General features: G+C 57.1%; 29 protein-coding genes. 20 read left to right on the top strand and 9 right to left on the bottom strand.

The window, feature by feature from the left end; genetic code table 11:
* Positions 1 to 5: 5 nt before the first annotated feature.
* The 17 genes from rplE (at position 6) to bfr (ending at position 10,277) form a co-directional block, all read left to right on the top strand.
* Positions 6 to 545, top strand: coding sequence for a 50S ribosomal protein L5 (rplE, locus tag CFII64_RS10190; RefSeq protein ID WP_020290700.1), 540 nt, complete (start codon positions 6 to 8; stop codon positions 543 to 545).
* Between the two features lie 13 nt (positions 546 to 558).
* Complete coding sequence (rpsN, locus tag CFII64_RS10185; RefSeq protein ID WP_020290699.1) at positions 559 to 864, top strand: 30S ribosomal protein S14; 306 nt, start codon at positions 559 to 561, stop codon at positions 862 to 864.
* 214 nt (positions 865 to 1,078) lie between these two features.
* Entirely contained in the window at positions 1,079 to 1,471 is a 393-nt protein-coding gene (gene rpsH / locus CFII64_RS10180) for a 30S ribosomal protein S8 (protein WP_020290698.1), read from the top strand.
* A 12-nt stretch (positions 1,472 to 1,483) separates the two neighbouring features.
* Complete coding sequence (gene rplF, locus CFII64_RS10175) at positions 1,484 to 2,017, top strand: 50S ribosomal protein L6 (protein ID WP_020290697.1); 534 nt, start codon at positions 1,484 to 1,486, stop codon at positions 2,015 to 2,017.
* A 10-nt stretch (positions 2,018 to 2,027) separates the two neighbouring features.
* Positions 2,028 to 2,378, top strand: coding sequence for a 50S ribosomal protein L18 (gene rplR, locus CFII64_RS10170; RefSeq protein WP_020290696.1), 351 nt, complete (start codon positions 2,028 to 2,030; stop codon positions 2,376 to 2,378).
* Between the two features lie 3 nt (positions 2,379 to 2,381).
* On the top strand, positions 2,382 to 2,882 hold the full coding sequence (gene rpsE / locus CFII64_RS10165) for a 30S ribosomal protein S5 (RefSeq protein WP_003186035.1): 501 nt from the start codon (positions 2,382 to 2,384) through the stop codon (positions 2,880 to 2,882).
* Positions 2,883 to 2,884: 2 nt separating this feature from the next.
* Positions 2,885 to 3,061, top strand: a complete 177-nt coding sequence (gene rpmD / locus CFII64_RS10160; RefSeq protein ID WP_003186033.1) for a 50S ribosomal protein L30 — start codon at positions 2,885 to 2,887, stop codon at positions 3,059 to 3,061.
* A 3-nt stretch (positions 3,062 to 3,064) separates the two neighbouring features.
* A complete protein-coding gene (gene rplO / locus CFII64_RS10155; RefSeq protein WP_020290695.1) occupies positions 3,065 to 3,499 on the top strand; it encodes a 50S ribosomal protein L15 in 435 nt (144 codons plus the stop codon).
* Positions 3,500 to 4,828 carry a preprotein translocase subunit SecY gene (gene secY / locus CFII64_RS10150; protein ID WP_020290694.1) on the top strand — a complete coding sequence of 443 codons (1,329 nt, stop codon included), beginning with the start codon at positions 3,500 to 3,502 and terminating at the stop codon, positions 4,826 to 4,828.
* 28 nt (positions 4,829 to 4,856) lie between these two features.
* Positions 4,857 to 4,973, top strand: a complete 117-nt coding sequence (rpmJ, locus tag CFII64_RS29295) for a 50S ribosomal protein L36 (RefSeq protein ID WP_002555468.1) — start codon at positions 4,857 to 4,859, stop codon at positions 4,971 to 4,973.
* Positions 4,974 to 5,101: 128 nt separating this feature from the next.
* Positions 5,102 to 5,458, top strand: coding sequence for a 30S ribosomal protein S13 (gene rpsM, locus CFII64_RS10145; RefSeq protein ID WP_020290693.1), 357 nt, complete (start codon positions 5,102 to 5,104; stop codon positions 5,456 to 5,458).
* A gap of 30 nt (positions 5,459 to 5,488) precedes the next feature.
* Positions 5,489 to 5,878: a 30S ribosomal protein S11 gene (gene rpsK, locus CFII64_RS10140; RefSeq protein WP_002555466.1), complete on the top strand. Its 390-nt coding sequence runs from the start codon at positions 5,489 to 5,491 to the stop codon at positions 5,876 to 5,878.
* 18 nt (positions 5,879 to 5,896) lie between these two features.
* Positions 5,897 to 6,517 (top strand): 30S ribosomal protein S4, encoded by a 621-nt coding sequence (rpsD, locus tag CFII64_RS10135; RefSeq protein ID WP_020290692.1) that lies wholly within the window; start codon positions 5,897 to 5,899, stop codon positions 6,515 to 6,517.
* Positions 6,518 to 6,539: 22 nt separating this feature from the next.
* The gene (gene rpoA, locus CFII64_RS10130; RefSeq protein WP_003176403.1) at positions 6,540 to 7,541 is read left to right on the top strand and encodes a DNA-directed RNA polymerase subunit alpha; all 1,002 of its coding nucleotides are present in this window, start codon (positions 6,540 to 6,542) and stop codon (positions 7,539 to 7,541) included.
* 42 nt (positions 7,542 to 7,583) lie between these two features.
* Positions 7,584 to 7,970 (top strand): 50S ribosomal protein L17, encoded by a 387-nt coding sequence (gene rplQ / locus CFII64_RS10125; protein ID WP_008145500.1) that lies wholly within the window; start codon positions 7,584 to 7,586, stop codon positions 7,968 to 7,970.
* A gap of 237 nt (positions 7,971 to 8,207) precedes the next feature.
* Complete coding sequence (locus CFII64_RS10120; protein WP_020290691.1) at positions 8,208 to 9,656, top strand: catalase; 1,449 nt, start codon at positions 8,208 to 8,210, stop codon at positions 9,654 to 9,656.
* A 156-nt stretch (positions 9,657 to 9,812) separates the two neighbouring features.
* Positions 9,813 to 10,277, top strand: coding sequence for a bacterioferritin (bfr, locus tag CFII64_RS10115; protein WP_020290690.1), 465 nt, complete (start codon positions 9,813 to 9,815; stop codon positions 10,275 to 10,277).
* Between the two features lie 78 nt (positions 10,278 to 10,355).
* Here bfr and uvrA read toward each other — a convergent pair whose 3' ends face one another.
* Complete coding sequence (gene uvrA, locus CFII64_RS10110) at positions 10,356 to 13,190, bottom strand: excinuclease ABC subunit UvrA (RefSeq protein WP_020290689.1); 2,835 nt, start codon at positions 13,188 to 13,190, stop codon at positions 10,356 to 10,358.
* A gap of 178 nt (positions 13,191 to 13,368) precedes the next feature.
* Here uvrA and CFII64_RS10105 point away from each other — a divergent pair, with 178 nt between their 5' ends.
* The gene (locus CFII64_RS10105) at positions 13,369 to 14,763 is read left to right on the top strand and encodes an MFS transporter (RefSeq protein WP_020290688.1); all 1,395 of its coding nucleotides are present in this window, start codon (positions 13,369 to 13,371) and stop codon (positions 14,761 to 14,763) included.
* A gap of 9 nt (positions 14,764 to 14,772) precedes the next feature.
* Entirely contained in the window at positions 14,773 to 15,309 is a 537-nt protein-coding gene (locus CFII64_RS10100; RefSeq protein WP_020290687.1) for a single-stranded DNA-binding protein, read from the top strand.
* A gap of 54 nt (positions 15,310 to 15,363) precedes the next feature.
* Here CFII64_RS10100 and CFII64_RS10095 read toward each other — a convergent pair whose 3' ends face one another.
* The 8 genes from CFII64_RS10095 to CFII64_RS10060 all read right to left on the bottom strand — a co-directional run bounded on the left by CFII64_RS10095 (position 15,364) and on the right by CFII64_RS10060 (position 21,728).
* Positions 15,364 to 16,077, bottom strand: a complete 714-nt coding sequence (locus tag CFII64_RS10095) for an RES family NAD+ phosphorylase (RefSeq protein WP_020290686.1) — start codon at positions 16,075 to 16,077, stop codon at positions 15,364 to 15,366.
* The gene (locus tag CFII64_RS10090) at positions 16,077 to 16,481 is read right to left on the bottom strand and encodes a hypothetical protein (protein ID WP_020290685.1); all 405 of its coding nucleotides are present in this window, start codon (positions 16,479 to 16,481) and stop codon (positions 16,077 to 16,079) included. Before CFII64_RS10090 ends, CFII64_RS10095 begins: the two co-directional genes overlap by 1 nt.
* Before the next feature lie 107 nt (positions 16,482 to 16,588).
* Complete coding sequence (locus CFII64_RS10085; RefSeq protein ID WP_020290684.1) at positions 16,589 to 17,068, bottom strand: nuclear transport factor 2 family protein; 480 nt, start codon at positions 17,066 to 17,068, stop codon at positions 16,589 to 16,591.
* A gap of 10 nt (positions 17,069 to 17,078) precedes the next feature.
* The gene (locus CFII64_RS10080; protein ID WP_044901285.1) at positions 17,079 to 17,681 is read right to left on the bottom strand and encodes a TetR/AcrR family transcriptional regulator; all 603 of its coding nucleotides are present in this window, start codon (positions 17,679 to 17,681) and stop codon (positions 17,079 to 17,081) included.
* A gap of 50 nt (positions 17,682 to 17,731) precedes the next feature.
* The gene (locus CFII64_RS10075; RefSeq protein ID WP_020290682.1) at positions 17,732 to 18,685 is read right to left on the bottom strand and encodes a 2-hydroxyacid dehydrogenase; all 954 of its coding nucleotides are present in this window, start codon (positions 18,683 to 18,685) and stop codon (positions 17,732 to 17,734) included.
* Between the two features lie 35 nt (positions 18,686 to 18,720).
* Positions 18,721 to 19,485 (bottom strand): SDR family oxidoreductase, encoded by a 765-nt coding sequence (locus tag CFII64_RS10070; protein ID WP_020290681.1) that lies wholly within the window; start codon positions 19,483 to 19,485, stop codon positions 18,721 to 18,723.
* A gap of 29 nt (positions 19,486 to 19,514) precedes the next feature.
* Positions 19,515 to 20,216, bottom strand: coding sequence for a fumarylacetoacetate hydrolase family protein (locus CFII64_RS10065; protein ID WP_044901287.1), 702 nt, complete (start codon positions 20,214 to 20,216; stop codon positions 19,515 to 19,517).
* Between the two features lie 171 nt (positions 20,217 to 20,387).
* On the bottom strand, positions 20,388 to 21,728 hold the full coding sequence (locus CFII64_RS10060; RefSeq protein ID WP_020290679.1) for an MFS transporter: 1,341 nt from the start codon (positions 21,726 to 21,728) through the stop codon (positions 20,388 to 20,390).
* Between the two features lie 375 nt (positions 21,729 to 22,103).
* On the opposite strand from CFII64_RS10060, the gene CFII64_RS10055 reads away from it, so the two are divergent.
* Complete coding sequence (locus tag CFII64_RS10055) at positions 22,104 to 22,973, top strand: AraC family transcriptional regulator (protein ID WP_156883159.1); 870 nt, start codon at positions 22,104 to 22,106, stop codon at positions 22,971 to 22,973.
* The last annotated feature ends 90 nt before the right edge of the window (positions 22,974 to 23,063 follow it).

The raw sequence follows: 23,063 nt of genomic DNA, 5'->3' as shown, positions 1-23,063 counted from the left end.
AGACCATGGCACGACTAAAAGAGATTTACCGGAAGGAAATCGCTCCGAAGCTTAAGGAAGAACTTAAGCTTTCGAACGTGATGGAAGTTCCGCGCGTTACCAAGATCACCCTGAACATGGGTCTGGGCGAAGCGATCGGCGACAAAAAAGTCATCGAGCACGCTGTAGCTGACTTGGAAAAAATCACCGGTCAGAAAGTCGTTGTGACTTACGCCCGTAAATCCATCGCTGGCTTCAAAGTCCGCGAAGGATGGCCGATTGGCGTTAAAGTTACTCTGCGTCGCGATCGTATGTATGAATTCCTGGATCGTCTGCTGTCGATCTCCCTGCCTCGGGTTCGCGACTTCCGCGGCCTGAATGCCAAGTCCTTCGATGGTCGTGGTAACTACAGCATGGGCGTTAAAGAGCAGATCATTTTCCCGGAAATCGATTACGACAAGATCGATGCTCTGCGCGGTCTGGACATTACTCTGACCACCACTGCTCGGACGGATGATGAAGGTCGCGCATTGCTGCGTGCTTTCAAATTCCCGTTCCGCAACTGATTGGAGTAGGAAAATGGCCAAGAAGAGCATGAAGAATCGTGAGCTGAAGCGTCAGCTCACCGTTGCCAAGTACGCCAAGAAGCGTGCCGAGCTGAAAGCTGTCATCGTTGATCTGAACGCAAGTCCAGAAGCGCGTTGGGAAGCTACCGTAGCTCTGCAGAAGCAGCCACGTGACGCAAGCGCTTCGCGCATGCGTAACCGCTGCCGCATCACTGGTCGTCCGCACGGCGTTTACCGCAAGTTCGGCCTTGGCCGTAACAAGCTGCGTGAAGCTGCAATGCGTGGTGACGTTCCAGGTCTGGTTAAAGCCAGCTGGTAAGTCGTCGTTCTCGCTGAGTTCCGGCCGGGCGCCTACGCGTTTGGTCGGAATGAAGCCTGAATTTGAATCAAGCCCCTATTGGGGCTTGATTCATTTCTGGGGTACGTCTAGAATTGCCGGCTCGCCTGAGCCCGTGTTTTTCATTTGCCCGGAGTTTCTCGGCGATAAGGTGTAGCCGTAAGGCTAATTATTTTGTATTAGGAGCGTCTAGCCCATGAGTATGCAGGACCCGTTAGCGGACATGCTAACTCGTATCCGTAATGCCCAGATGGCTGAAAAGCCCGTCGTAAGCATGCCATCTTCCACGTTGAAGGTAGCTGTAGCCAAAGTCCTGAAGGACGAAGGTTACATTGCGGGTTATCAGATCAGCAGCGAAACAAAACCGCTGTTGTCCATCGAGCTGAAGTACTTCGAAGGCCGTCCAGTCATCGAAGAAGTGAAGCGCGTCAGCCGTCCAGGCTTGCGTCAGTACAAGTCCGTCGATGATCTGCCAAAAGTTCGTGGCGGTCTCGGTGTGTCTATCGTCTCCACCAACAAAGGTGTGATGACGGATCGTGCTGCGCGCGCTGCCGGTGTCGGCGGCGAAGTGCTTTGCACAGTGTTCTAAGGGGGGATAAGCATGTCACGCGTAGCTAAGAACCCCGTTAAGTTGCCAGCAGGCGTCGAAGTTAAACTCGTCGGCCAGCAGCTTTCGGTGAAGGGTGCCAAGGGCACTCTAGATCTGAACATCCATTCGTCTGTTGAAATTGTTGAAGAAGCTGGTGAGCTGCGTTTCGCTGCTCGCAATGGCGATCAACAAACTCGCGCAATGGCCGGCACCACTCGTGCACTGGTTAACAACATGGTCCAGGGCGTAAGCCAAGGCTTCGAGCGTAAGCTCCAGCTGGTCGGTGTTGGTTATAAAGCGCAAGCAAAAGGCACAGTGCTGAACCTGGCTCTTGGCTTCTCGCACCCAGTGGATTACGAACTGCCGGAAGGCATCACCGCTGAGACTCCCAACCAGACCGATATCTTCATTCGAGGTATCGATAAGCAGTTGGTTGGTCAAGTGGCCGCTGAGATCCGCGACTTCCGCCGTCCTGAGCCGTACAAAGGCAAAGGTGTGCGTTACGCAGACGAAGTCGTCCGCCGTAAAGAAGCCAAGAAGAAGTAGGGCATAGCAAATGACCGACAAGAAAGTTACCCGACTGCGTCGCGCTCGGAAAGCACGCCTGAAAATGCACGAGCTAGAAGTCGTGCGTCTCTGCGTGTACCGCTCTTCGCAGCACATTTATGCCCAGGTCATCTCGGCCGACGGCAGCAAAGTCCTGGCAAGTGCCTCGACTTTGGACAAAGAACTGCGTGATGGTGCCACCGGCAACATCGACGCGGCCACTAAGGTTGGCCAGCTGGTCGCTGAGCGTGCGAAAGCCGCCGGTGTATCGCAAGTGGCTTTTGACCGTTCTGGCTTCAAGTACCACGGCCGCGTCAAGGCGCTGGCTGATGCTGCTCGTGAAGGCGGGCTGGAGTTCTAAGTTATGTCAAATAACGACCAAAAACGCGACGAAGGCTACATCGAGAAGCTGGTTCAAGTTAACCGCGTTGCCAAGACTGTAAAAGGCGGCCGTATCTTCACTTTCACCGCGTTGACCGTGGTTGGTGATGGTAAAGGGCGTGTTGGCTTTGGCCGTGGCAAGTCACGTGAAGTGCCTGCTGCGATCCAGAAGGCGATGGAAGCTGCTCGCCGCAACATGATCCAGGTTGATCTGAACGGCACTACCCTGCAGTACGCAATGAAGTCTGCCCATGGCGCTTCGAAGGTGTACATGCAGCCTGCTTCTGAAGGTACCGGTATCATCGCTGGCGGCGCTATGCGCGCAGTGCTGGAAGTTGCTGGTGTTCAGAACGTATTGGCTAAGTGCTATGGCTCGACTAACCCAGTAAACGTGGTTCACGCCACATTCAAGGGTTTGAAGGCTATGCAATCTCCTGAGTCTATTGCTGCCAAGCGCGGCAAAAGTGTCAAGGAGATCTTCTGATCATGGCTACCGTTAAAGTAACGCTGATCAAAAGCATGACCGGTCGCATTCCTAACCACAAATTGTGTGTTAAAGGTCTGGGTCTGCGTCGCATCGGTCACACTGTAGAAGTGCTGGATACTCCCGAGAATCGCGGGATGATCAACAAGGCTTACTACATGCTGCGAGTCGAGGGTTAATCGATGAAACTCAATGATCTGAGTCCAGCGCCGGGTTCCCGTCGCGAAAAGCATCGTCCGGGCCGTGGTATCGGTAGTGGTTTGGGTAAGACCGGTGGCCGTGGCCACAAAGGTCAATCCTCCCGCTCCGGTGGCACAATCGCTCCGGGCTTTGAAGGCGGCCAACAGCCGTTGCATCGTCGTCTGCCAAAATTCGGCTTCGTTTCCCTGAAGGCCATGGACCGCGCAGAAGTGCGTTTGTCCGAGCTGGCTAAAGTGGAAGGCGACGTTGTAACTGTGCAGTCCCTGAAGGATGCCAACGTGATCAACCAAAACGTACAACGTGTGAAAATCATGTTGTCCGGTGAGGTTACTCGCGCTGTCACCATCAAAGGTATCGCAGCCACCAAAGGTGCGCGTGCGGCTATCGAAGCAGCTGGCGGCAAGTTCGAGGAATAAATGGCTAAGCAAGGTGCTCTCTCAGCGCTCGGCAAAGGCGGTATGTCTGAACTCTGGGCTCGTCTGCGTTTTCTGTTCCTGGCGATTATCGTCTACCGAATAGGCGCACACATCCCGGTACCAGGTATCAATCCTGACCGACTCGCAGACCTGTTTCGACAGAATGAGGGGACCATTCTTAGCTTGTTCAACATGTTTTCCGGTGGCGCACTGGAACGGATGAGCATCTTTGCACTGGGGATCATGCCGTACATTTCGGCATCGATCATCATGCAGCTGATGACCGCCGTCAGTCCGCAACTGGAGCAGTTGAAGAAGGAAGGTGAGGCTGGTCGTCGTAAGATCAGTCAATACACCCGCTATGGCACCGTCGTCCTGGCCCTGGTTCAAGCTATCGGCATGTCCGTTGGCCTGGCCAGTCAGGGCGTTGCGTTTTCTGCAGATATCGGCTTCCACTTCGTGGCCGTCACCACCTTTGTGGCGGGGGCGATGTTCATGATGTGGCTGGGCGAGCAGATTACCGAGCGCGGTGTTGGTAACGGTATCTCGATGTTGATTTTCGCAGGTATCGTAGCCGGTCTTCCGAGAGCTATCGGGCAGTCTTTCGAGTCTGCTCGTCAGGGCGATATCAACATTTTCGCTCTGGTTGCGATCGGGTTGCTGGCAGTAGCGATCATCGGTTTCGTGGTGTTCATTGAGCGTGGTCAGCGTCGTATTGCTGTTCACTACGCCAAGCGTCAGCAGGGCCGCAAGGTCTTCGCTGCGCAGACAAGCCACTTGCCGCTGAAAGTGAACATGGCTGGTGTTATTCCTGCCATCTTCGCGAGCAGCATTTTGCTGTTCCCGGCTTCGTTGGGTTCCTGGTTTGGTCAGTCTGAAGGTATGGGCTGGTTGCAGGACATCTCGCAGTCGATCGCTCCTGGTCAGCCGTTGAATATTCTGCTGTTTAGTGCAGGGATTATTTTCTTCTGCTTCTTCTATACGGCGTTGATGTTCAATCCGAAAGACGTAGCGGAAAACCTGAAGAAGTCCGGTGCCTTTATTCCGGGTATTCGTCCAGGCGAGCAGTCGGCGCGCTATATTGATGGCGTTCTGACCCGCTTGACCATGTTCGGTGCTCTATATATGACGGCCGTGTGTCTGCTTCCCCAGTTTCTGGTGGTCGCAGCAAACGTACCGTTCTACCTTGGCGGGACCTCGTTGCTGATCGTGGTAGTGGTTGTGATGGACTTCATGTCGCAAGTACAATCGCACCTCGTTTCGCACCAGTATGAATCCCTGATGAAGAAAGCCAACCTGAAGGGCTACGGCAGCGGCATGCTGCGCTGAAGCACCCATAAGGTTCGAGGAGTTGGTGATGAAAGTTCGTGCATCGGTGAAAAAGCTGTGCCGTAACTGCAAGATTATTCGCCGCGAAGGTGTTGTTCGAGTAATTTGCAGCGCGGAACCACGTCACAAACAGCGCCAAGGCTGAGTGTGATCTGCTTAAGCCCAGCAGCTAGTGCGCTGCTGGGTTGATTATTTGTTATTACAGCGATATTATCTCGCGCCCTATTTCTTGGCTTCCGGGGCGTAGGTAGCTGTCAATTGGAGTCCCACTGAATGGCCCGTATTGCAGGCGTTAACGTTCCAGATAACAAGCATACTGTTATCTCGTTGACCTACATCTATGGTGTTGGTCGCACCACGGCACAGAAAATTTGTGCAACCACCGGGGTAAACCCGGCGGCGAAGATCAAAGATCTGAGCGACGAGCAGATTGAACAGCTGCGTGGCGAAGTGGCGAAGTTCACCACTGAAGGTGACCTGCGTCGCGAAATCAACATGAAAATCAAGCGCTTGATGGATTTGGGCTGCTACCGCGGTCTGCGCCATCGTCGTGGTCTTCCAGTGCGCGGTCAGCGTACCAAGACCAACGCGCGTACTCGCAAAGGTCCGCGTAAGCCGATCCGCAAGTAATCGCACCAGCGCAACGACAGGAATTTAGTCATGGCAAAACCTGCTGCTCGTCCTCGTAAGAAAGTTAAAAAGACAGTGGTTGATGGCATCGCCCACATCCACGCGTCGTTTAACAACACAATCGTCACTATCACCGATCGTCAAGGTAACGCGCTTTCTTGGGCTACCTCCGGCGGTTCGGGTTTCCGCGGTTCACGTAAGTCCACCCCGTTCGCTGCTCAAGTAGCTGCTGAACGTGCTGGTCAAGCTGCGCTGGAATATGGTCTGAAGAACCTCGACGTTAACGTCAAGGGTCCAGGTCCAGGTCGTGAGTCCGCTGTCCGTGCTTTGAACGGCTGTGGCTATAAGATCGCCAGCATCACCGACGTGACGCCAATCCCGCACAACGGGTGCCGTCCGCCGAAGAAGCGCCGCGTGTAATCCAGGAGACTGTAAGAAATGGCTCGTTACATTGGTCCAAAATGCAAACTTGCTCGTCGTGAAGGCACCGATCTCTTTTTGAAGAGCGGCGTTCGCGCTATCGAATCCAAGTGCAACATCGAAGCAGCTCCAGGCATCCACGGCCAACGCCGCGGTCGCCAGTCCGATTACGGTACTCAGCTGCGTGAGAAACAAAAAGTACGTCGCATCTATGGCGTTCTCGAACGTCAGTTCAGCGGTTACTACAAAGAAGCTGCCGGCAAGAAAGGCGCTACTGGTGAGAACCTGCTGCAACTGCTCGAATGCCGCCTGGATAACGTCGTATACCGCATGGGCTTCGGCTCGACACGTGCCGAATCCCGTCAATTGGTTTCGCACAAGTCGGTCAGCGTCAACGGCAAAACCGTTAACGTTCCTTCGTACCAGGTTCGTGCTGGTGACGTGGTTGCTATCCGCGAAAAGGCTAAGAACCAACTGCGCATTGTCCAAGCTCTCGATCTGTGTGCCCAACGTGGCCGCGTAGAATGGGTAGAAGTAGACATTGAGAAGAAGTCGGGCGTCTTCAAAAACGTTCCTGCTCGCAGTGATCTGTCCGCCGACATCAACGAAAGCCTGATTGTCGAGCTCTACTCCAAGTAAGGGCTAGAAAATAGGTGCATCCATGCAGATTTCGGTAAATGAGTTCCTGACACCCCGCCATATTGATGTGCAGGTTGTCAGTCCAACCCGCGCTAAAATCACTCTCGAGCCTCTCGAGCGTGGTTTTGGCCATACCCTGGGCAACGCGCTGCGCCGCATCCTGTTGTCCTCCATGCCCGGCTGTGCAGTAGTCGAGGCCGAGATTGACGGTGTACTCCATGAGTACAGCGCCATCGAAGGTGTACAGGAAGATGTCATTGAAATCCTGTTGAACCTTAAAGGTCTGGCTATCAAGCTGCACGGTCGAGACGAAGTTACGCTGACCTTGTCGAAGAAGGGTTCGGGGGTGGTTACCGCTGCCGATATTCAGCTGGATCATGATGTCGAGATCGTTAATCCCGATCACGTAATCGCTAACCTGGCGTCTAACGGCGCCCTGAACATGAAGCTCACCGTAGCTCGTGGTCGTGGTTATGAACCGGCAGACTCGCGTCAGAGCGATGAAGACGAAAGCCGCAGCATTGGTCGCTTGCAGCTCGATTCTTCGTTCAGCCCGGTTCGCCGTATCGCATACGTGGTGGAAAACGCCCGTGTCGAGCAGCGTACTAACCTGGACAAGCTGGTTATTGATCTGGAAACCAACGGTACTCTGGATCCTGAAGAGGCTATTCGCCGCGCTGCAACCATTCTGCAACAGCAGTTGGCTGCGTTCGTCGACCTCAAAGGTGACAGCGAACCAGTGGTAATCGAACAGGAAGACGAGATCGATCCGATCCTGCTCCGTCCGGTTGACGATTTGGAACTGACTGTACGTTCGGCCAACTGCCTCAAGGCGGAGAACATTTACTACATCGGCGACCTGATTCAGCGCACCGAAGTAGAACTGTTGAAGACTCCGAACCTTGGCAAGAAATCCTTGACTGAGATCAAGGACGTCCTGGCCTCCCGTGGTCTGTCCCTCGGCATGCGCCTCGACAACTGGCCGCCGGCAAGTCTTAAGAAGGACGACAAGGCGACTGCCTGATCGTCGTAATCACCGAACGTTGTGTTTGGTAAGGAATGAACCATGCGTCATCGTAAAAGTGGTCGTCACCTGAGCCGGACTAGCTCCCACCGTAAGGCCATGTTTCAAAACATGGCGGTGTCGCTGTTCGAGCACGAGCTGATCAAAACTACATTGCCGAAAGCCAAAGAACTGCGCCGCGTTGCTGAGCCGCTGATCACTTTGGCCAAGACAGACAGTCTGGCTAACCGCCGTCTGGCTTTCGACCGTACTCGTTCGAAAGCAATCGTTGGTAAGCTGTTCAACGATCTGGGCAAGCGTTATGCAACCCGTGAGGGTGGCTACCTGCGCATCCTCAAGTGCGGTTTCCGCACTGGCGACAACGCGCCTATGGCGTATGTCGAACTGGTTGATCGTCCAGCCGGCGGTGAAGCTGTATCCGCTGAGTAAGACGTCAGTCTGAAACAAAGAACCGGGCCTTGTGCCCGGTTTTTTGTTTCTGCAAGAAAAGCACGGTTCGTACAAGTTTCCCTTTCGGGCTCTGGGCATGATGCGCACGGGGAGTGAGTTAGTTATTTTCTATCGGCGCCGACGAATTAATGAATTTGTAGGTGTAACGTCGATGATCAATACTCCCTTCCAGCCAATTAGCCGGCAGTTCAAAGACTGACAGAGGAAGTAGATTGCATGAGCCAGAATAAAACGCTTACAACCGCCAGCGGCGCACCTGTCGCCGATAACCAGAATTCCCGCTCTGCCGGCCCGCGTGGCCCGCTGCTCCTCGACGATTTCCATCTGCTTGAGAAGCTTGCTCACTTCAACCGCGAAAACATTCCGGAACGCCGCGTTCATGCCAAAGGCTCGGGCGCTCACGGTACTTTTACGGTCAGCCGTGATATCTCGCAGTACACCAGCGCCAAACTGTTCGACACCGTTGGCAAGCAAACCCCCATCTTCCTGCGCTTTTCCACAGTGGGTGGCGAACGTGGTTCGGCCGATACCGAGCGTGACCCACGTGGTTTCGCCCTGAAGTTCTACACCGAAGAAGGCAACTGGGACATTGTTGGCAACAACACGCCAGTGTTCTTCATTCGTGATCCGCTGAAGTTTCCGGATTTCATCCACACCCAGAAACGCCTGCCGCAGAGCAATCTGAAAAGCGGACAGATGATGTGGGACTTCTGGTCGCATTCGCCTGAGGCGTTGCACCAGGTCACGATTCTGTTTTCTGATCGCGGCATTCCGGACGGCTATCGTCACATGCATGGCTTCGGTAGCCACACGTACAGCTTGATCAGCGCGGCTGGTGAGCGTCACTGGGTCAAATGGCACTACAAGACCCAGCAAGGCATCAAGAACCTGGCTCCGGCTGATGCCGCGCGCATTGCCGGTACCGATCCTGATTACGCTCAACGGGACCTGTTTGGCGCTATCGAGAAAGGCGATTTCCCCAAGTGGACCGTCTGCATCCAGCTGATGACCGAAGCCCAAGCGGCGGCGCATCACGAAAATCCGTTTGATGTGACCAAAACCTGGTCGCAGAAAGAGTATCCGCTGATCGAAGTGGGCGAGCTTGAGCTCAATCGCAATCCGCAGAATTACTTTGCCGAAGTCGAGCAAGCCGCATTTGGTCCGAGCAACATGGTGCCGGGCGTAGGCCTTTCGCCGGACCGCATGCTGCAAGGTCGCGTGTTTGCTTACGCTGATGCCCACCGCTATCGGGTAGGCACCAATCACCAGCAACTGCCGATCAACGCGCCTCGTAACCCGGTTCACAGCTATCAGCGTGACGGTTCCATGGCGTTCGGCAGCAACGGCGGGTCGGCGCCAAACTACGAGCCGAACAGCTACGCCGATGCGCCGAAGCAGGATCCTCGTTACGCAGAACCTGCGCTGGCATTGAGTGGCGCGGCTGATCGTTACGATCATCGCGAAGATGGCGATTACTACAGTCAGGCGGGCAAGTTGTTCAACCTGATGAACACTGACCAGAAAGCGTTGCTGATCAGCAATATTGCCGGAGCCATGGCTGGGGTTTCCAGTGATGTGGTGCAGCGTCAACTGCAGCATTTCTTCAAAGCCGATGCCGCTTATGGCCAGGGTGTGGCTGACGCTTTGGGCGTTCAGCTGGGCTAACTCGAAGTGATAAACAGAACCGCCCTCATTTGGGCGGTTTTTCGCATCCGGTTGTCCGACTTTCGCTGCTTTTGACCACTTATTTGCAGTTTGGCAAGTGACCTTGGCGCGCGGCTGGTTCAAACTCCACACTTTAAAGCAGGGAGATTTAGGGCGATGCAAGGTCACCCGGATGTAATCGATTATCTCAAGACGTTGCTGGTTGGCGAACTGGCAGCGCGTGACCAATATTTCATCCATTCGCGGATGTACGAAGACTGGGGCTTCAGCAAGCTCTACGAACGTATCAATCACGAGATGGAAGAAGAGACCCAACACGCCGACGCATTGATGCGCCGCATCCTGATGCTCGAAGGCACGCCGCGCATGCGTGCGGATGACCTGGATATCGGCACCACAGTCCCTGAGATGCTCGCCAGCGATCTTCGCCTGGAATACAAGGTGCGTGCCGCGCTGTGCAAAGGCATTGAGCTCTGTGAGCTGCACAAGGATTACGTCAGCCGCGATATCCTGCGTATCCAGTTGGCAGACACCGAAGAAGACCACACCTATTGGCTTGAACAGCAACTGGGTCTGATCAAGCGCATCGGTCTGGAAAACTATCTGCAATCGCAGTTCTGATCCGCACCGTTCGTCACGCATGAAAAAGCCCCTGCACATAATATGACAGGGGCTTTTTATTGCCTCGCGGTCAAGCCGTTAGGCTTTATCCCGCAGCAGCAGAGGCTTGAGGTAATGCCCGGTGTAGGATTGCTCCATCTCGGAGACCTGCTCAGGCGTACCCACCGCGATGATCTGCCCACCCTTGGAACCGCCTTCTGGCCCGAGGTCGACCAGCCAGTCCGCCGTCTTGATCACATCCAGGTTGTGCTCGATGACCACCACGGTGTTGCCGTGGTCGCGCAAACGATGCAGCACGTCCAGCAACTGCTGAATATCCGCGAAGTGCAGGCCGGTGGTCGGCTCGTCGAGGATGTACAGCGTCTTGCCGGTATCGCGCTTGGAAAGCTCGCGGGACAGTTTGACCCGCTGGGCTTCACCACCGGACAAGGTCGTCGCCGACTGGCCGAGCTTGATGTAGGACAAACCCACATCCATTAGCGTTTGCAGTTTGCGCGCCAGGGCCGGGACGGCATCGAAGAACACACGTGCTTCCTCGATGGTCATTTCCAGCACTTCGTGGATGTTCTTGCTCTTGTACTTGATCTCAAGGGTTTCGCGGTTGTAGCGCTTGCTCTTGCACACGTCGCACGGCACATAGATGTCCGGCAGAAAGTGCATTTCGACCTTGATCAAGCCGTCGCCCTGACACGCCTCGCAACGGCCGCCCTTGACGTTGAACGAGAACCGCCCGGGACCGTAACCACGGGAGCGCGATTCCGGAACGCCAGCGAACAGCTCACGAATCGGCGTAAACAGCCCGGTGTACGTCGCCGGGTTGGAGCGCGGCGTACGACCAATCGGGCTCTGGTCGATGTCCACGACTTTATCGAGGTGTTGCAAGCCGTTGATGCTGTCGTGGGTCGCCGCTTCCAGCGTGGTCGCGCCATTGAGCGCGGTGGCGCTGAGCGGGAACAGCGTGTTGTTGATCAGCGTAGATTTGCCCGAACCGGAAACCCCGGTGACGCAGGTCAGCAGGCCGATGGGGATTTCCAGATCCACGTTGCGCAAGTTGTTGCCCCGAGCACCCTTGAGGGTCAGCGACAGCTTCTTGTTGCGCGGTGTGCGCTTGGCCGGGATTGCGATCTTCACGCGACCGGAAAGGTATTTGCCAGTCAGCGAGTCAGGATGGGCCATCACTTCGGCGGGAGTGCCTTCGGCCACGATGTGACCGCCATGCACGCCCGCGCCCGGGCCGATATCGACCACGTAGTCCGCAAGGCGAATGGCATCTTCGTCGTGCTCGACCACGATCACGGTGTTGCCGATGTCACGCAGATGCTTAAGCGTGCCCAGCAAACGGTCGTTGTCCCGTTGATGCAGACCAATGGACGGCTCATCGAGGATGTACATCACCCCGACCAGGCCTGCGCCAATCTGGCTGGCCAGACGAATCCGTTGCGCCTCGCCACCGGACAAGGTGTCGGCACTGCGATCCAGGGTCAGATAATCGAGGCCGACGTTGACCAGAAATTGCAGGCGCTCGCGAATTTCCTTGAGGATCTTGTCGGCGATTTCCCCGCGTCGGCCGGTCAGTTTCAGCACGCCGAAATACTCGGTGGCGTCGCCAATCGGCATGTTGGTCACCGCCGGCAGGGTTTTCTCACCGACCCAGACGTGACGCGCTTCGCGACGCAAGCGGGTGCCGCGACAATCCGGGCAAGGCTGCGTGCCGAGGAACTTGGCCAGTTCTTCACGAACGGTTGCCGATTCCGTTTCCCGATAACGACGCTCCAGATTGGGCACGATGCCTTCGAACGGATGCGCGCGTTTGACAATGTCGCCACGGTCGTTCAGGTAGCGGAAGTCCACGCTCTGCGAGCCGCTGCCGTTGAGCAGGATCTTCTGCTGTTCGGCGGGCAGCTCTTTGAATGGCACTTCCAGGCTGAAGCCGTAATGCTTGGCCAGCGATCCGAGCATCTGGAAGTAGTAAACGTTACGGCGGTCCCAGCCGCGTATCGCACCTTCAGCCAGGGTCAGTTCGCCATTCACCAGACGCTTGATGTCGAAGAATTGCTTCACGCCCAGGCCGTCACAGGTCGGACAGGCGCCAGCCGGGTTGTTGAACGAGAACAGCTTGGGTTCCAGCTCGCTGATCGCGTGGCCGCAGATCGGGCAAGCAAAGCGTGCAGAGAAAATCATCTCTTCGCCCGGCTCGTCGTCCATCGGTGCTACCCAGGCGATACCGTCCGCCAGCTTCAGCGCGGTCTCGAACGACTCCGCCAGCCGCTGTTGCAGGTCAGGGCGCACCTTGAAGCGGTCGACGACCACATCAATGGAATGCTTCTTCTGCTTGTCCAGCTTGGGCAACTCGTCGAGTTCGCACAGCCGACCATTGACTCTGGCCCGCACGAAACCCTGAGCACGCAGTTCTTCGAACACCGAAAGGTGCTCGCCTTTGCGCTCACGAATCACCGGCGCCAGCAGCATCAACTTGCTGCCTTCGGGTTGCGCCATGACCAGGTCAACCATCTGGCTGACGGTCTGCGCTTCCAGCGGAATGTCGTGATCCGGGCAACGAGGCTGACCGACCCGCGCGTACAGCAGGCGCAGGTAATCGTAGATCTCGGTGATGGTGCCGACAGTGGAGCGCGGGTTGTGCGACGTGGATTTCTGCTCGATGGAAATCGCTGGCGACAGGCCTTCGATGGTGTCGACGTCCGGCTTTTCCATCATCGAGAGGAATTGCCGGGCGTATGCGGAAAGGGATTCGACATAGCGCCGCTGCCCTTCGGCATACAGCGTGTCAAAGGCCAGCGACGATTTGCCAGAGCCGGAAAGCCCGGTGATAACGATCAGCTTGTCGCGTGGCAGGGTAAGGTCGATGTTTTTCAGGTTGTGGGTTCGGGCCCCACGAATCAGGATCTTGTCCAAAGTGGCCTCGCTCGGCGGGCATCGAAAACATGGGAGTATACGGTCAAATACTGGATGGATGCACACTGTCGCGCCCTAACATGAAGACCATGTCATCTATGCGCGGCAAAGCGTCGCGATATACCCCGTCAACCGATGGGACTGGTAGAATCGCCGCCGGTTCACATGAGGTTTTTCCATGCACGATCCCCACAGCGAGCGAATGAGTGGCGGCGAGACCCGCGCGGCAGGTGGTCTGGCCCTGGTGTTTGCGTTTCGCATGCTTGGCATGTTCATGGTTTTGCCGGTCCTGGCTACCTACGGCATGGACATGGCGGGCGCCAGTCCGGCGCTGATCGGCCTGGCCATTGGCGCGTACGGCCTGACCCAGGCGGTGTTGCAGATTCCGTTCGGCGTTCTTTCCGACCGGATCGGCCGACGCCCGGTGATTTATTTCGGGCTGATTATTTTTGCCTTGGGCAGCGTGCTCGCGGCCAACGCCGACTCGATCTGGGGAATTATCGCCGGACGCATCCTGCAAGGCGCAGGCGCAATTTCGGCTGCGGTGATGGCCTTGTTGTCAGATCTGACCCGGGAACAGCATCGCACCAAGGCCATGGCCATGATCGGCATGACCATTGGTCTGTCATTTGCGGTGGCGATGGTGGTCGGCCCGTTGCTGACCCGCGCATTTGGTTTGTCCGGACTGTTTCTCGCCACTGGCGCGATGGCCTTGCTTGGAATCTTGATCGTCGCGTTCGTGGTTCCGAAAAGGACCGGCACCTTGCAGCACCGCGAATCCGGTGTCGCACGCCAGGCGTTGGGGCCGACGTTGCGCCACCCAGACCTGCTGCGCCTGGATTTAGGTATCTTCGTGTTGCACGCAATGCTCATGTCAAGCTTCGTCGCGCTGCCGCTGGCGCTGGTCACCAAAGCCGGTTTGCCCAAGGAACAGCACTGGTGGGTCTATCTCACAGCGCTGCTGATTTCATTTTTCGCAATGATTCCCTTCATCATTTATGGTGAGAAAAAGCGTCAGATGAAGCGCGTGCTGATTGGTGCCGTGGGCGTGCTGATGCTCACTGAGCTATTCTTCTGGGCGTATGGCGATACCTTGCGAGCGCTGGTCATCGGGACAGTGGTATTCTTCATCGCGTTCAATCTGCTGGAAGCTTCACTTCCGTCACTGATCAGCAAGGTTTCACCGGCTGGCGGAAAAGGCACGGCGATGGGAGTTTATTCCACGAGCCAGTTCCTTGGTTCGGCCGCAGGTGGGATACTCGGCGGCTGGTTGTTCCAGCATGGCGGGCTCGATGTGGTTTTCCTCGGCGGCGCGGCCATGGCTGCGATCTGGCTGGCCGTCGCAGTCACCATGCGCGAACCGCCTTACGTCACGAGTCTTCGCTTGCCGTTGTCGCCGCAAGCGCAGCGTGACACAGGCCTGGCAGCGCGGTTGATGGCTGTAGCAGGTGTAACGGATGCAGTGGTGGTTGCTGAAGAGGCAGCCATCTATATCAAATTAGACACAGCACTATTGGATCGCGCGTCTCTGGAACGAATGGTCAATCCATCGACCGAAACGTGCGAAGCCTAGGAGAACGTTATGGCCCGTGGGGTTAACAAAGTCATATTGGTCGGCACTTGCGGCCAGGATCCCGAAGTTCGCTACTTGCCTAACGGTAACGCCGTGACCAACCTGAGTCTGGCGACCAGCGAACAGTGGACCGACAAGCAAACCGGTCAGAAAGTCGAAAAGACTGAATGGCACCGCGTTTCGATGTTCGGCAAAGTCGCTGAAATTGCCGGCGAGTACCTGCGCAAGGGCTCTCAGGTCTACATCGAAGGCAAGCTGCAAACCCGCGAGTGGGAAAAAGACGGCATCAAGCGTTACACCACTGAAATCGTCGTCGACATGCAAGGCACCATGCAACTGCTGGGCGGTCGTCCTCAAGGCGAAGGCGCTCCACAGGGGCAAGGTGGCGGTGGTTATCAGCAGAATTCTGCACCGCGTCCTCAACAGTCGCGTCCGCAGCAGTCCGCGCCTCAAGCCCAGCCACAACGCGAATCGCGTCCGGCTCCGCAACAAGCGCCGCAACCGGCTGCAGATTTCGACAGTTTTGATGATGATATTCCGTTCTAGGCCATGCCTTGAAACGTAAAAAGGGCCCGTGACTTCACCGTCATGGGCCCTTTTTTATGGGGCGGGATCTGCTTTGGTCGCTGACACTTCGCTGATTTTGCTGACGCTGGTGATCTGGCCGTTCCAGACCATCTCGTAATGCGCGGTCTGGATGATCGATGAAACCGGCCGGGGTTTCATAAGTGCCCAGCAGTATTGGCCGTGGGCCCTGACCGAGCGGTAACGCAAACCGTTGCTGCCCGTGGCTCTGACTTCCCGGCCCAGTCGGTGCGAGTCGGTGTAATCGTCCGGATCGTAAATGGGATCGGTCAGCGGCACGGACACCGCGTCCAGCATCCCGGCCTCATTGAAGGTGCAGGACAGCCCTCGGAACACAAACCGTTCGTAGCTGAGGTTTTGCACGTTCGACCAGTATTTGTTCTGGTGATGCTGAACTTCAGCCAGCGCCGTATCCAGGGTGTCCGCCAGATACAACACTCCATAACTGCCATCACTGAACCGCGAGCCGCTCGGGTTGATATGGGTAAAGGGCGCAGTCGCGTAAGAGCAGCCGGTGATGCCGAACGGGATTTGCGCAAGCGGGATCAATTCCAGACGTCCGGCTTGATTCAATAACCTCGGATTGGTCAGCGCCTGAATTTGATACAGGGCTTCAAACTCGTCGGCGCTGGCGACATCATCGAACAGTTCGATGGGCGGGAATTTGGAGTTGACCAGTCGATAGGCTTGGCGTTGCTCGTCATTCAGGCTCGGCAACTGGCTGAGCATCACCACAAGCCTCCGCGCAGGACATCGATGCGCCGGAAGGTTTCGTACAGGGAAATCATGTCGCCCTGGGCCATGATTTCCAGCGGCGAGCGGCCGTTGAAGAACTCGTTATGGTTAGCCATTGCCGGGAAACCGTAGACGTTATCCGGATTATCAAACACCAGGCGCAGGGCGGCGTGGATGTTGAGGACGAAGCTGATGCGTTGCATCTGATCCGCGTCCAGACTCACGGACCACGCGGGGTCCTGCTGGTTGGCGCGTACGTAAGTGCTGCGTGATATACGCAGGATGCGACACGTTTGATCACTGGAGGCTCGCCACTTTTCAAGAATGGCGACGGCGGCACGCAAGCCTGCAGCGCATTGCGCCTTGGTGAATGCCTGGAGTTGAAGGACTGCCGACATGGCAATGACCTCTCTTTGAGTCTGTAGATACATTTAATGTCAAATATAGTCCATAGACTCAAATCCCGCCAGTGTCCGTTATCCGTTGGGCCGAGTTGCGATAGCTCCTACAACCCCAATTCCGAAAGCCCAGGATGATCATCCGGACGTCGGCCCAGCGGCCAGTGGAATTTGCGTTCCGATTCCTTGATCGGCATGTCGTTGATGCAGGCAAACCGGTTGGCCATCAAACCGTTCTCGGCGAACTCCCAATTTTCATTGCCGTATGAACGAAACCAGTTGCCCGAATCGTCGTGCCATTCATAGGCGTAACGCACGGCGATGCGGTTATCGGTGAACGCCCAGAGCTCTTTGATCAGTCGATAATCCAGCTCTTTGGCCCATTTGCGTGTGAGAAAGCCCTTGGCTTCGTCGCGATTGGTGGCGAATTCCGTGCGATTGCGCCAGCGGGTATCCAGGGTATAGGCCAGCGCTACTTTCTCCGGGTCGCGACTGTTCCAGCCATCTTCAGCAAGGCGGACTTTCTGGATGGCCGATTCGCGGGTGAACGGTGGCAGAGGAGGACGTGTTTCGGTATTGGACGACATGACGAGACCTCTAGACGATGGGCGTGAGGAGTGGCGGTTCATTGATCCGGGCAGATTTGAGCAGCAACTCGGCCACATCCCGCGCGCTGTACGCCGCGCTGTGATCGGCCATGACCCGCGCCAGCGTGATGGCGCCGTCGATGAGGATCAGCAACTGTTTGGCCAGCATCTCGGGTTGCGCGACGCCCAACGGCTGACACAACTCGAGGACGTAATCGAATAGCTTTTGCTTGTGGGCCTTGGCCAGTTGGCGGACCGGATCGGCAGGGTCGCCGATTTCACCTGCGGTATTGATAAATGCGCAGCCGCGAAAACCTTCCGACTCAAACCAGCCCTTGAGCACTGCGAACATATTCAGGATGCGCGCTTCGGGAGTTGGCGCCTTGTCGGTCTCGCTGCGAAACCAGGCCATCCAGCGGATATCCCGCGCGCTCAAGGCATGCACCGCGACTTCATCCTTGGTGGCGTAGTAGCGATAAATGCTTTTGCGGGCGACGCCCGACGTGCGTACCAGCAAATCCATGCCCATGGCATGAATCCCGTTCTGGTAAATGAGCTGCTCGGCGGTTTGCAGGATTTTGTCCTGCACGGTTGTAGTCGTTGGTGTGTTCATGGAGAGAAAGGTAGAACGATCGTTCTACCCCGTCAAGCGTTGAATTCAGATCAAAGAACAGCAGCGCTCGGCTTTTCTCCCGCCAGACCTTGCGCAAGGCTGGCCAGGACCATTTCGCCCATTCGCGTGCGGGTCTGCACGGTTGCGCTGGCGCGGTGGGGCTGGAGCACGACGGATTCCAGTTCGAACAGCTCGCTTGGCACATTCGGCTCATCGACGAAAACGTCCAGGCCCGCACCGGCAATCGAGCCCGTTTTGAGCGCGGCGAGCAGGTCCGGTTCATTGACCAGGCTGCCGCGTGCCACGTTGATCAGATACCCTTCGTCGCCCAGCGCTGCCAACACTTGCGCGTTGATGATGCCTTTGGCCTTGTCGGCTGCGGCGGCGACGATCAATGCGTCGCTGTGTCGAGCCAGTTCGATCAGATCGGCGACGAAGGTATAAGGCACGTCGTCCATGGCCTTCAGATCGGTGTAGCTGATCGGGCAACCGAAGGCCGCCGCACGGGTGGCGACAGCGCGACCGACGCGACCCAGGCCGACGATGCCGATTTTCATGCCGCTGAACTGGCGGGCCAACGGGATCGGTGCCAATGGCGTCGGGCTTTGCGGCCATGCGCCACTGCGCACGTAGCGGTCGGCGGTGCACAGGCCACGGCAGGCAGAGATCAGCAGGCCGATAGCCAGGTCAGCCACGTCTTCGGTCAGCGCGCCAATGGTTGCGGTGACATGAATGCCACGGTCGCGAGCGTAGGCCAAGTCCACTGCGTCAGTGCCGACGCCATTGACGGCAATGACTTTCACGGCAGGCAATTGCTCCATCACCGCGCGGGTAATGCCCGTGTGGCCGCCCGTCACCACGCCGCTGATGTTGGCGCCGTGTTCGCGCAGGTAAGCGGCCTTGTCGGTCTGCTGGAAGTACGGGCGAACGGTGTACAGCTCGTTGAGCCGCGCGTTGATCTCGGGGATCAGGATCGGGCTCAGTTGCAGGATTTCAGGTTTCATGGCGTTCTCGCTCAAGCAAAATTCAGAAGGAATGATCAGCCACGGCCGACGAAGGGCATGTTGGTGGCCATGACCGTCATGTTCAGCACATTGGCTGATAGCGGCAGGTTGGCGATGTAACGCACGGCATCGGCAATGTGCTTGACGTCGATCATCGGCTCCACGGCGGTCTCGCCATTGGCCTGGCGCACGCCTTTGGTCATGCGCACGGACAGTTCGGTCAGCGCGTTGCCGATGTCGATCTGGCTGCAGGCGATGTTGAATTCGCGGCCGTCCAGCGCCAGGCTCTTGGTCAACCCCAGTACCGCGTGTTTGCTGGCGGTGTAAGGCCCGGTGAACGGGCGCGGGGTGTGGGCGGAAATCGAACCGTTGTTGATGATGCGTCCGCCCTGGGGCGACTGTTTGCGCATCAGGCCGAAAGCGCCACGGCTGCACAGGAAAACCCCGGTGACGTTGGTGTCGATCACGTTCAGCCACTTCTCCACCGGCAGTTCGTCCATCGGCACGGCTGGAGCGTTGACGCCGGCATTGTTGAAGATCACATCGAGTCGGCCATAAACCTCTTCGATGGTGGCGAACAGGGCATCGACGCTGGCTGGATCGCGCACATCAGAGGACACCGCCAGCGCTTCGCCGCCTTGCTCGGCGGCCAGTGCCACCAATTCCTCAAGCGGTTCCAGACGTCGTCCGGTGACCACGACCTTGTAGCCATCAGCCAGCAGACCGAGCGCAACTGCACGGCCGATGCCGCTGCCAGCGCCGGTGACCAAGGCGATTTTCGGGAGGGAATTGTCAGTCATTGTTATATCTCCGCTTCATCATTTCTGGATCAGGCAGCGCAACGGCCGCCAATACGTACTTCGAATTTGCCGATACCCGCGATGCCCGCGCTGATCACATCACCGGATTGCAGGACATCGACGCCGGGCGGCGTGCCGGTCATGATCAGGTCGCCGGGGATCAGCCGGATCGACTGCGACAGGCGGCTGACGATTTCAGCCACCGACCAGATCTGGCTTTCAAGGTCCGAGCGCTGGCGCTCGACGCCGTTGACGTTCAGCCACAGCGCGCCCTGGTTGGGATGTCCCAGCGTGCTGGCGGGCTGGATGGGGCTGATGGGCGCCGAACCGTCGAAGGCCTTGGCCGCTTCCCAGGGCTGGCCCACCGCTTTGGCCGCCATCTGCAAATCGCGGCGGGTAAGGTCCAGACCGGCGGCGTAGCCCCAGACGTGGTCCAGCGCCTGAGCTTCATCGATGTTGAAACCGCCCGTGCCGATGGCGACCACCAGTTCGATCTCGTGGCAGAACTGTTCGGTCAGCGGCGGAAAGTCCAGCTCGCCCACGGCATCGATCACCGAGGTGGCGGGCTTCATGAAGAACGCGGGCATTTCTCGTGGGGCGTTTTGCGAGTCGCCCCAGTGATAATTGCGCCCCAGGCAAAACACGCGCGCGACCGGAAAGCGTGCGGGGCTATTGGCCACGGGCAAACTGCGGATCAGGCCAGGTTCGAACACGTAATCAATCATTGTTATTCCTTGAGCTAGAGCCTTCTTGACGATCAGCCTACGGGATCGGCAGCGGCCAAAGTTGGACAAAGCGGTGTTCAAACTGGAGTAAACACGGCGAATGCGCGCCATAAAAAAGGCGTACTTGCGTACGCCATTGCCAAGAGGAGGCATAAGGTCACACACATTCTTTTTGCGTTAGCGGGTCTTCAATTCAATGCGGTAGATCTTGCCCAGCAGCAACGAATACGAGAGCGTGCCGATCAGCGCGACACCGCCGATGAACCAGAACGCGTAGGCAAACGACCCGGTAACGTGCAGGATCTGGCCGATGACAATCGGCGTGACGATCCCGCCGATGTTGGCCGCCAGGCTGGTCACGCCGCCGGTCAGGCCAATCAGTTCCTTGGGCGCGATTTCCGACACCGCCGCCCACGACGACGACGCGATGCCTTGGGCGAAGAAAGCGATGGTCAGCAGCGCAATGCACACTTCGTTGGAGTCGGTGAAGTTGACCAGCATGATCGACATGCCCAGCGCCGAGCCCACCACCAGCGGTAACTTGCGGGAGAACGACAGGGAATAGCCGCGACGGATCATCCAGTCGGCAATCGCGCCGGCCAGCAGCACCCCAACGGTGGCGCCGATGAAGGGCAGCACAGCGAAGATCCCCACTTTGACCATGGTCAAATGACGCTCTTCGATCAGGTAAGTCGGGAACCAGGTCAGGAAAAAGTACAGTGCCGACGTGCTGGCAAACTTGCCGATGCAGATCGCCCAGATCTGGCGATACTTCAGCAGTTCGGCGATTTGCCCCCACTTGAATTTGTTCTTGTCCTTGCTGGCTTTCACCAGGCCGCCGCCGTCCTCGATGTATTGCAGTTCTTCCTTGCTGACCTTCTTGCAGAACAGCGGGTCGCGATACAGAAACAGCCAGGCGATACCGAAGAGGATGCCCGCGATGCCGGTGCTGTAGAAGACGTGGCGCCAGTCATAAGTGGTCGCCAGCCAGAGCAGCAGGCCAGTGAAAAGTGCCGTGCCCAGATACTGGCCACAGACATAAATACTGCTGGCCAGGCCACGTTCTCTGGCGGGAAACCAGACGGTAACGGCGCGACTGTTGGCGGGGAAGGCGGGCGCTTCCATGGCACCGATGGCCAGACGCAAGCCGAACAGCGAGGCGAACCCGCCCGCCATGCCTTGGCACACCGTGACCGCAGACCATGAGATCAGCGATACGCCGTAAGTGATTCGTGAACCGAATCGGTCAGCGATGAAGCCCGCGGGCACCAGGGCAAACGCGTAGGTCCAGGCAAAGGCGGAGAAGATAAGGCCCATTTCGACTTTATCCAGTCCAAGATCCTTGGCCATGAAGGGTGCGGCGATAGAGATGTTTACCCGGTCCACATAGTTGATGATCGTGGCGATCAACAACAGCGACAGCATGAACCAGCGACGGCGGGAAGGCAGACGAACCGGTGCGGCTGCGGGTGCGGCGACACGGGCGTCGATCGCCTGGATATCAGGGGAGCTCGACATGAGAATTCCTCATTGTTTTTATTGGTATCGAGTTAAGTTGCAGCCCCAAAGTGATCGTACGACGATGTAAAAACAACCAAACGCTTAGACTGTTTATTAATTTGCAGACGGCCTGCTCAGTATTTGTCCAAGAAAATTACACCGCGCGCGAAGCCGCGATAAATAGCCAAAATTGGACAAAACATGCGAAGTAGAGCGCTTGCAGAATTTGACGTGATGGATTTGCTTTTGGACATCGCAAGACAATAGCTTGAAAATATTTTTACGGATTTAAGTCATAGGACGACTGACAATAAACGTGCGGCGTAGAGCCGCAGCCGTATTTGCACACGAGGTATCGATATGGATTCAGCAACGCCAGCGCCGACCTATGGCATGCAGCAACGCAGCGAGCGGGCCGATTTCTACATCCGTGACAAGCATGCCCGCAGCGCCGAAACCGGGCCGCATCGGCATGAGTATTTTCAGATTCAGATCAATCTGGGCGGAGACACCGTGCAGCACATCGGCGGCGTGATCCGGCCGTTCCCGCGTCATGCCCTGGCGTTTATCCTGCCGCACAAACTGCACCTGATTCCGCATCCGGACGCTGGCAATTTCCTGCTGATCAACTTTGCCCAGACCTTCCTGCTGCCGCAATTGCAGTGCGATCCGCTGGATCTGGAGGACGTGCCTATCGCGCTGGCGCCGGAGTTGTCGCCGTTTCGCTTTCAGGAAAGCCTGGATTTCATTCTCGATGATGCCGACTTCGGTGAGATCGAGACCTTGCTGATCCGTATGCGCAGGCTGGATCAGCAGCGCCAGTTCGGCACCCGCGAAATCCTCAAGGGCTGTTTGTTGCAGCTGATCGGCACGGTCTGCGAGCGGTTCGCCGAGCAGATCAAAATCCTCGCCGATGACAACGCTGCCGAGCGCAGTCGTCGTGATGCCCTGGCGCGGATGTCGGAGTACGTGCGCAAGAACCTCAGCGATCCGGATCTGAGCCTGAAAAAAGCGGCCTCTGCTGCGTTTCTATCGCCCAATTACCTGACGCACTGGTTGCGCAAGGAAGTGGGCAAGACCTTCAGCGAACTGGTGCTGGAACGACGCATGCACCTGGCCCGCACGCTGCTGCTTACCGGCACCAAACCTGTAGGCGAAGTCGCCAGACTTTGCGGTTTCGCCGACGAAGCCTACTTCTCCCGCCGCTTCCGCAACGCCCACGGCATGCCACCTGGGCAGTTTCGCAAACAGCGGGATTTGTAAAAGGCGCAATCGCAAAACCCGTTAGAGCGACGAACCAGGCATACCGCTTCACGACACATAGGATCCGTAGGACCGGCTTTAGCCGGGAGG

Origin of the sequence: Pseudomonas sp. CFII64 (genome assembly GCF_000416235.1) — a bacterium.
Classification (GTDB): Bacteria; Pseudomonadota; Gammaproteobacteria; order Pseudomonadales; family Pseudomonadaceae; genus Aquipseudomonas.
The sequence above is the reverse complement of the archived record's forward strand: the minus strand, read 5'-3'. Positions and strand labels throughout refer to the sequence as shown.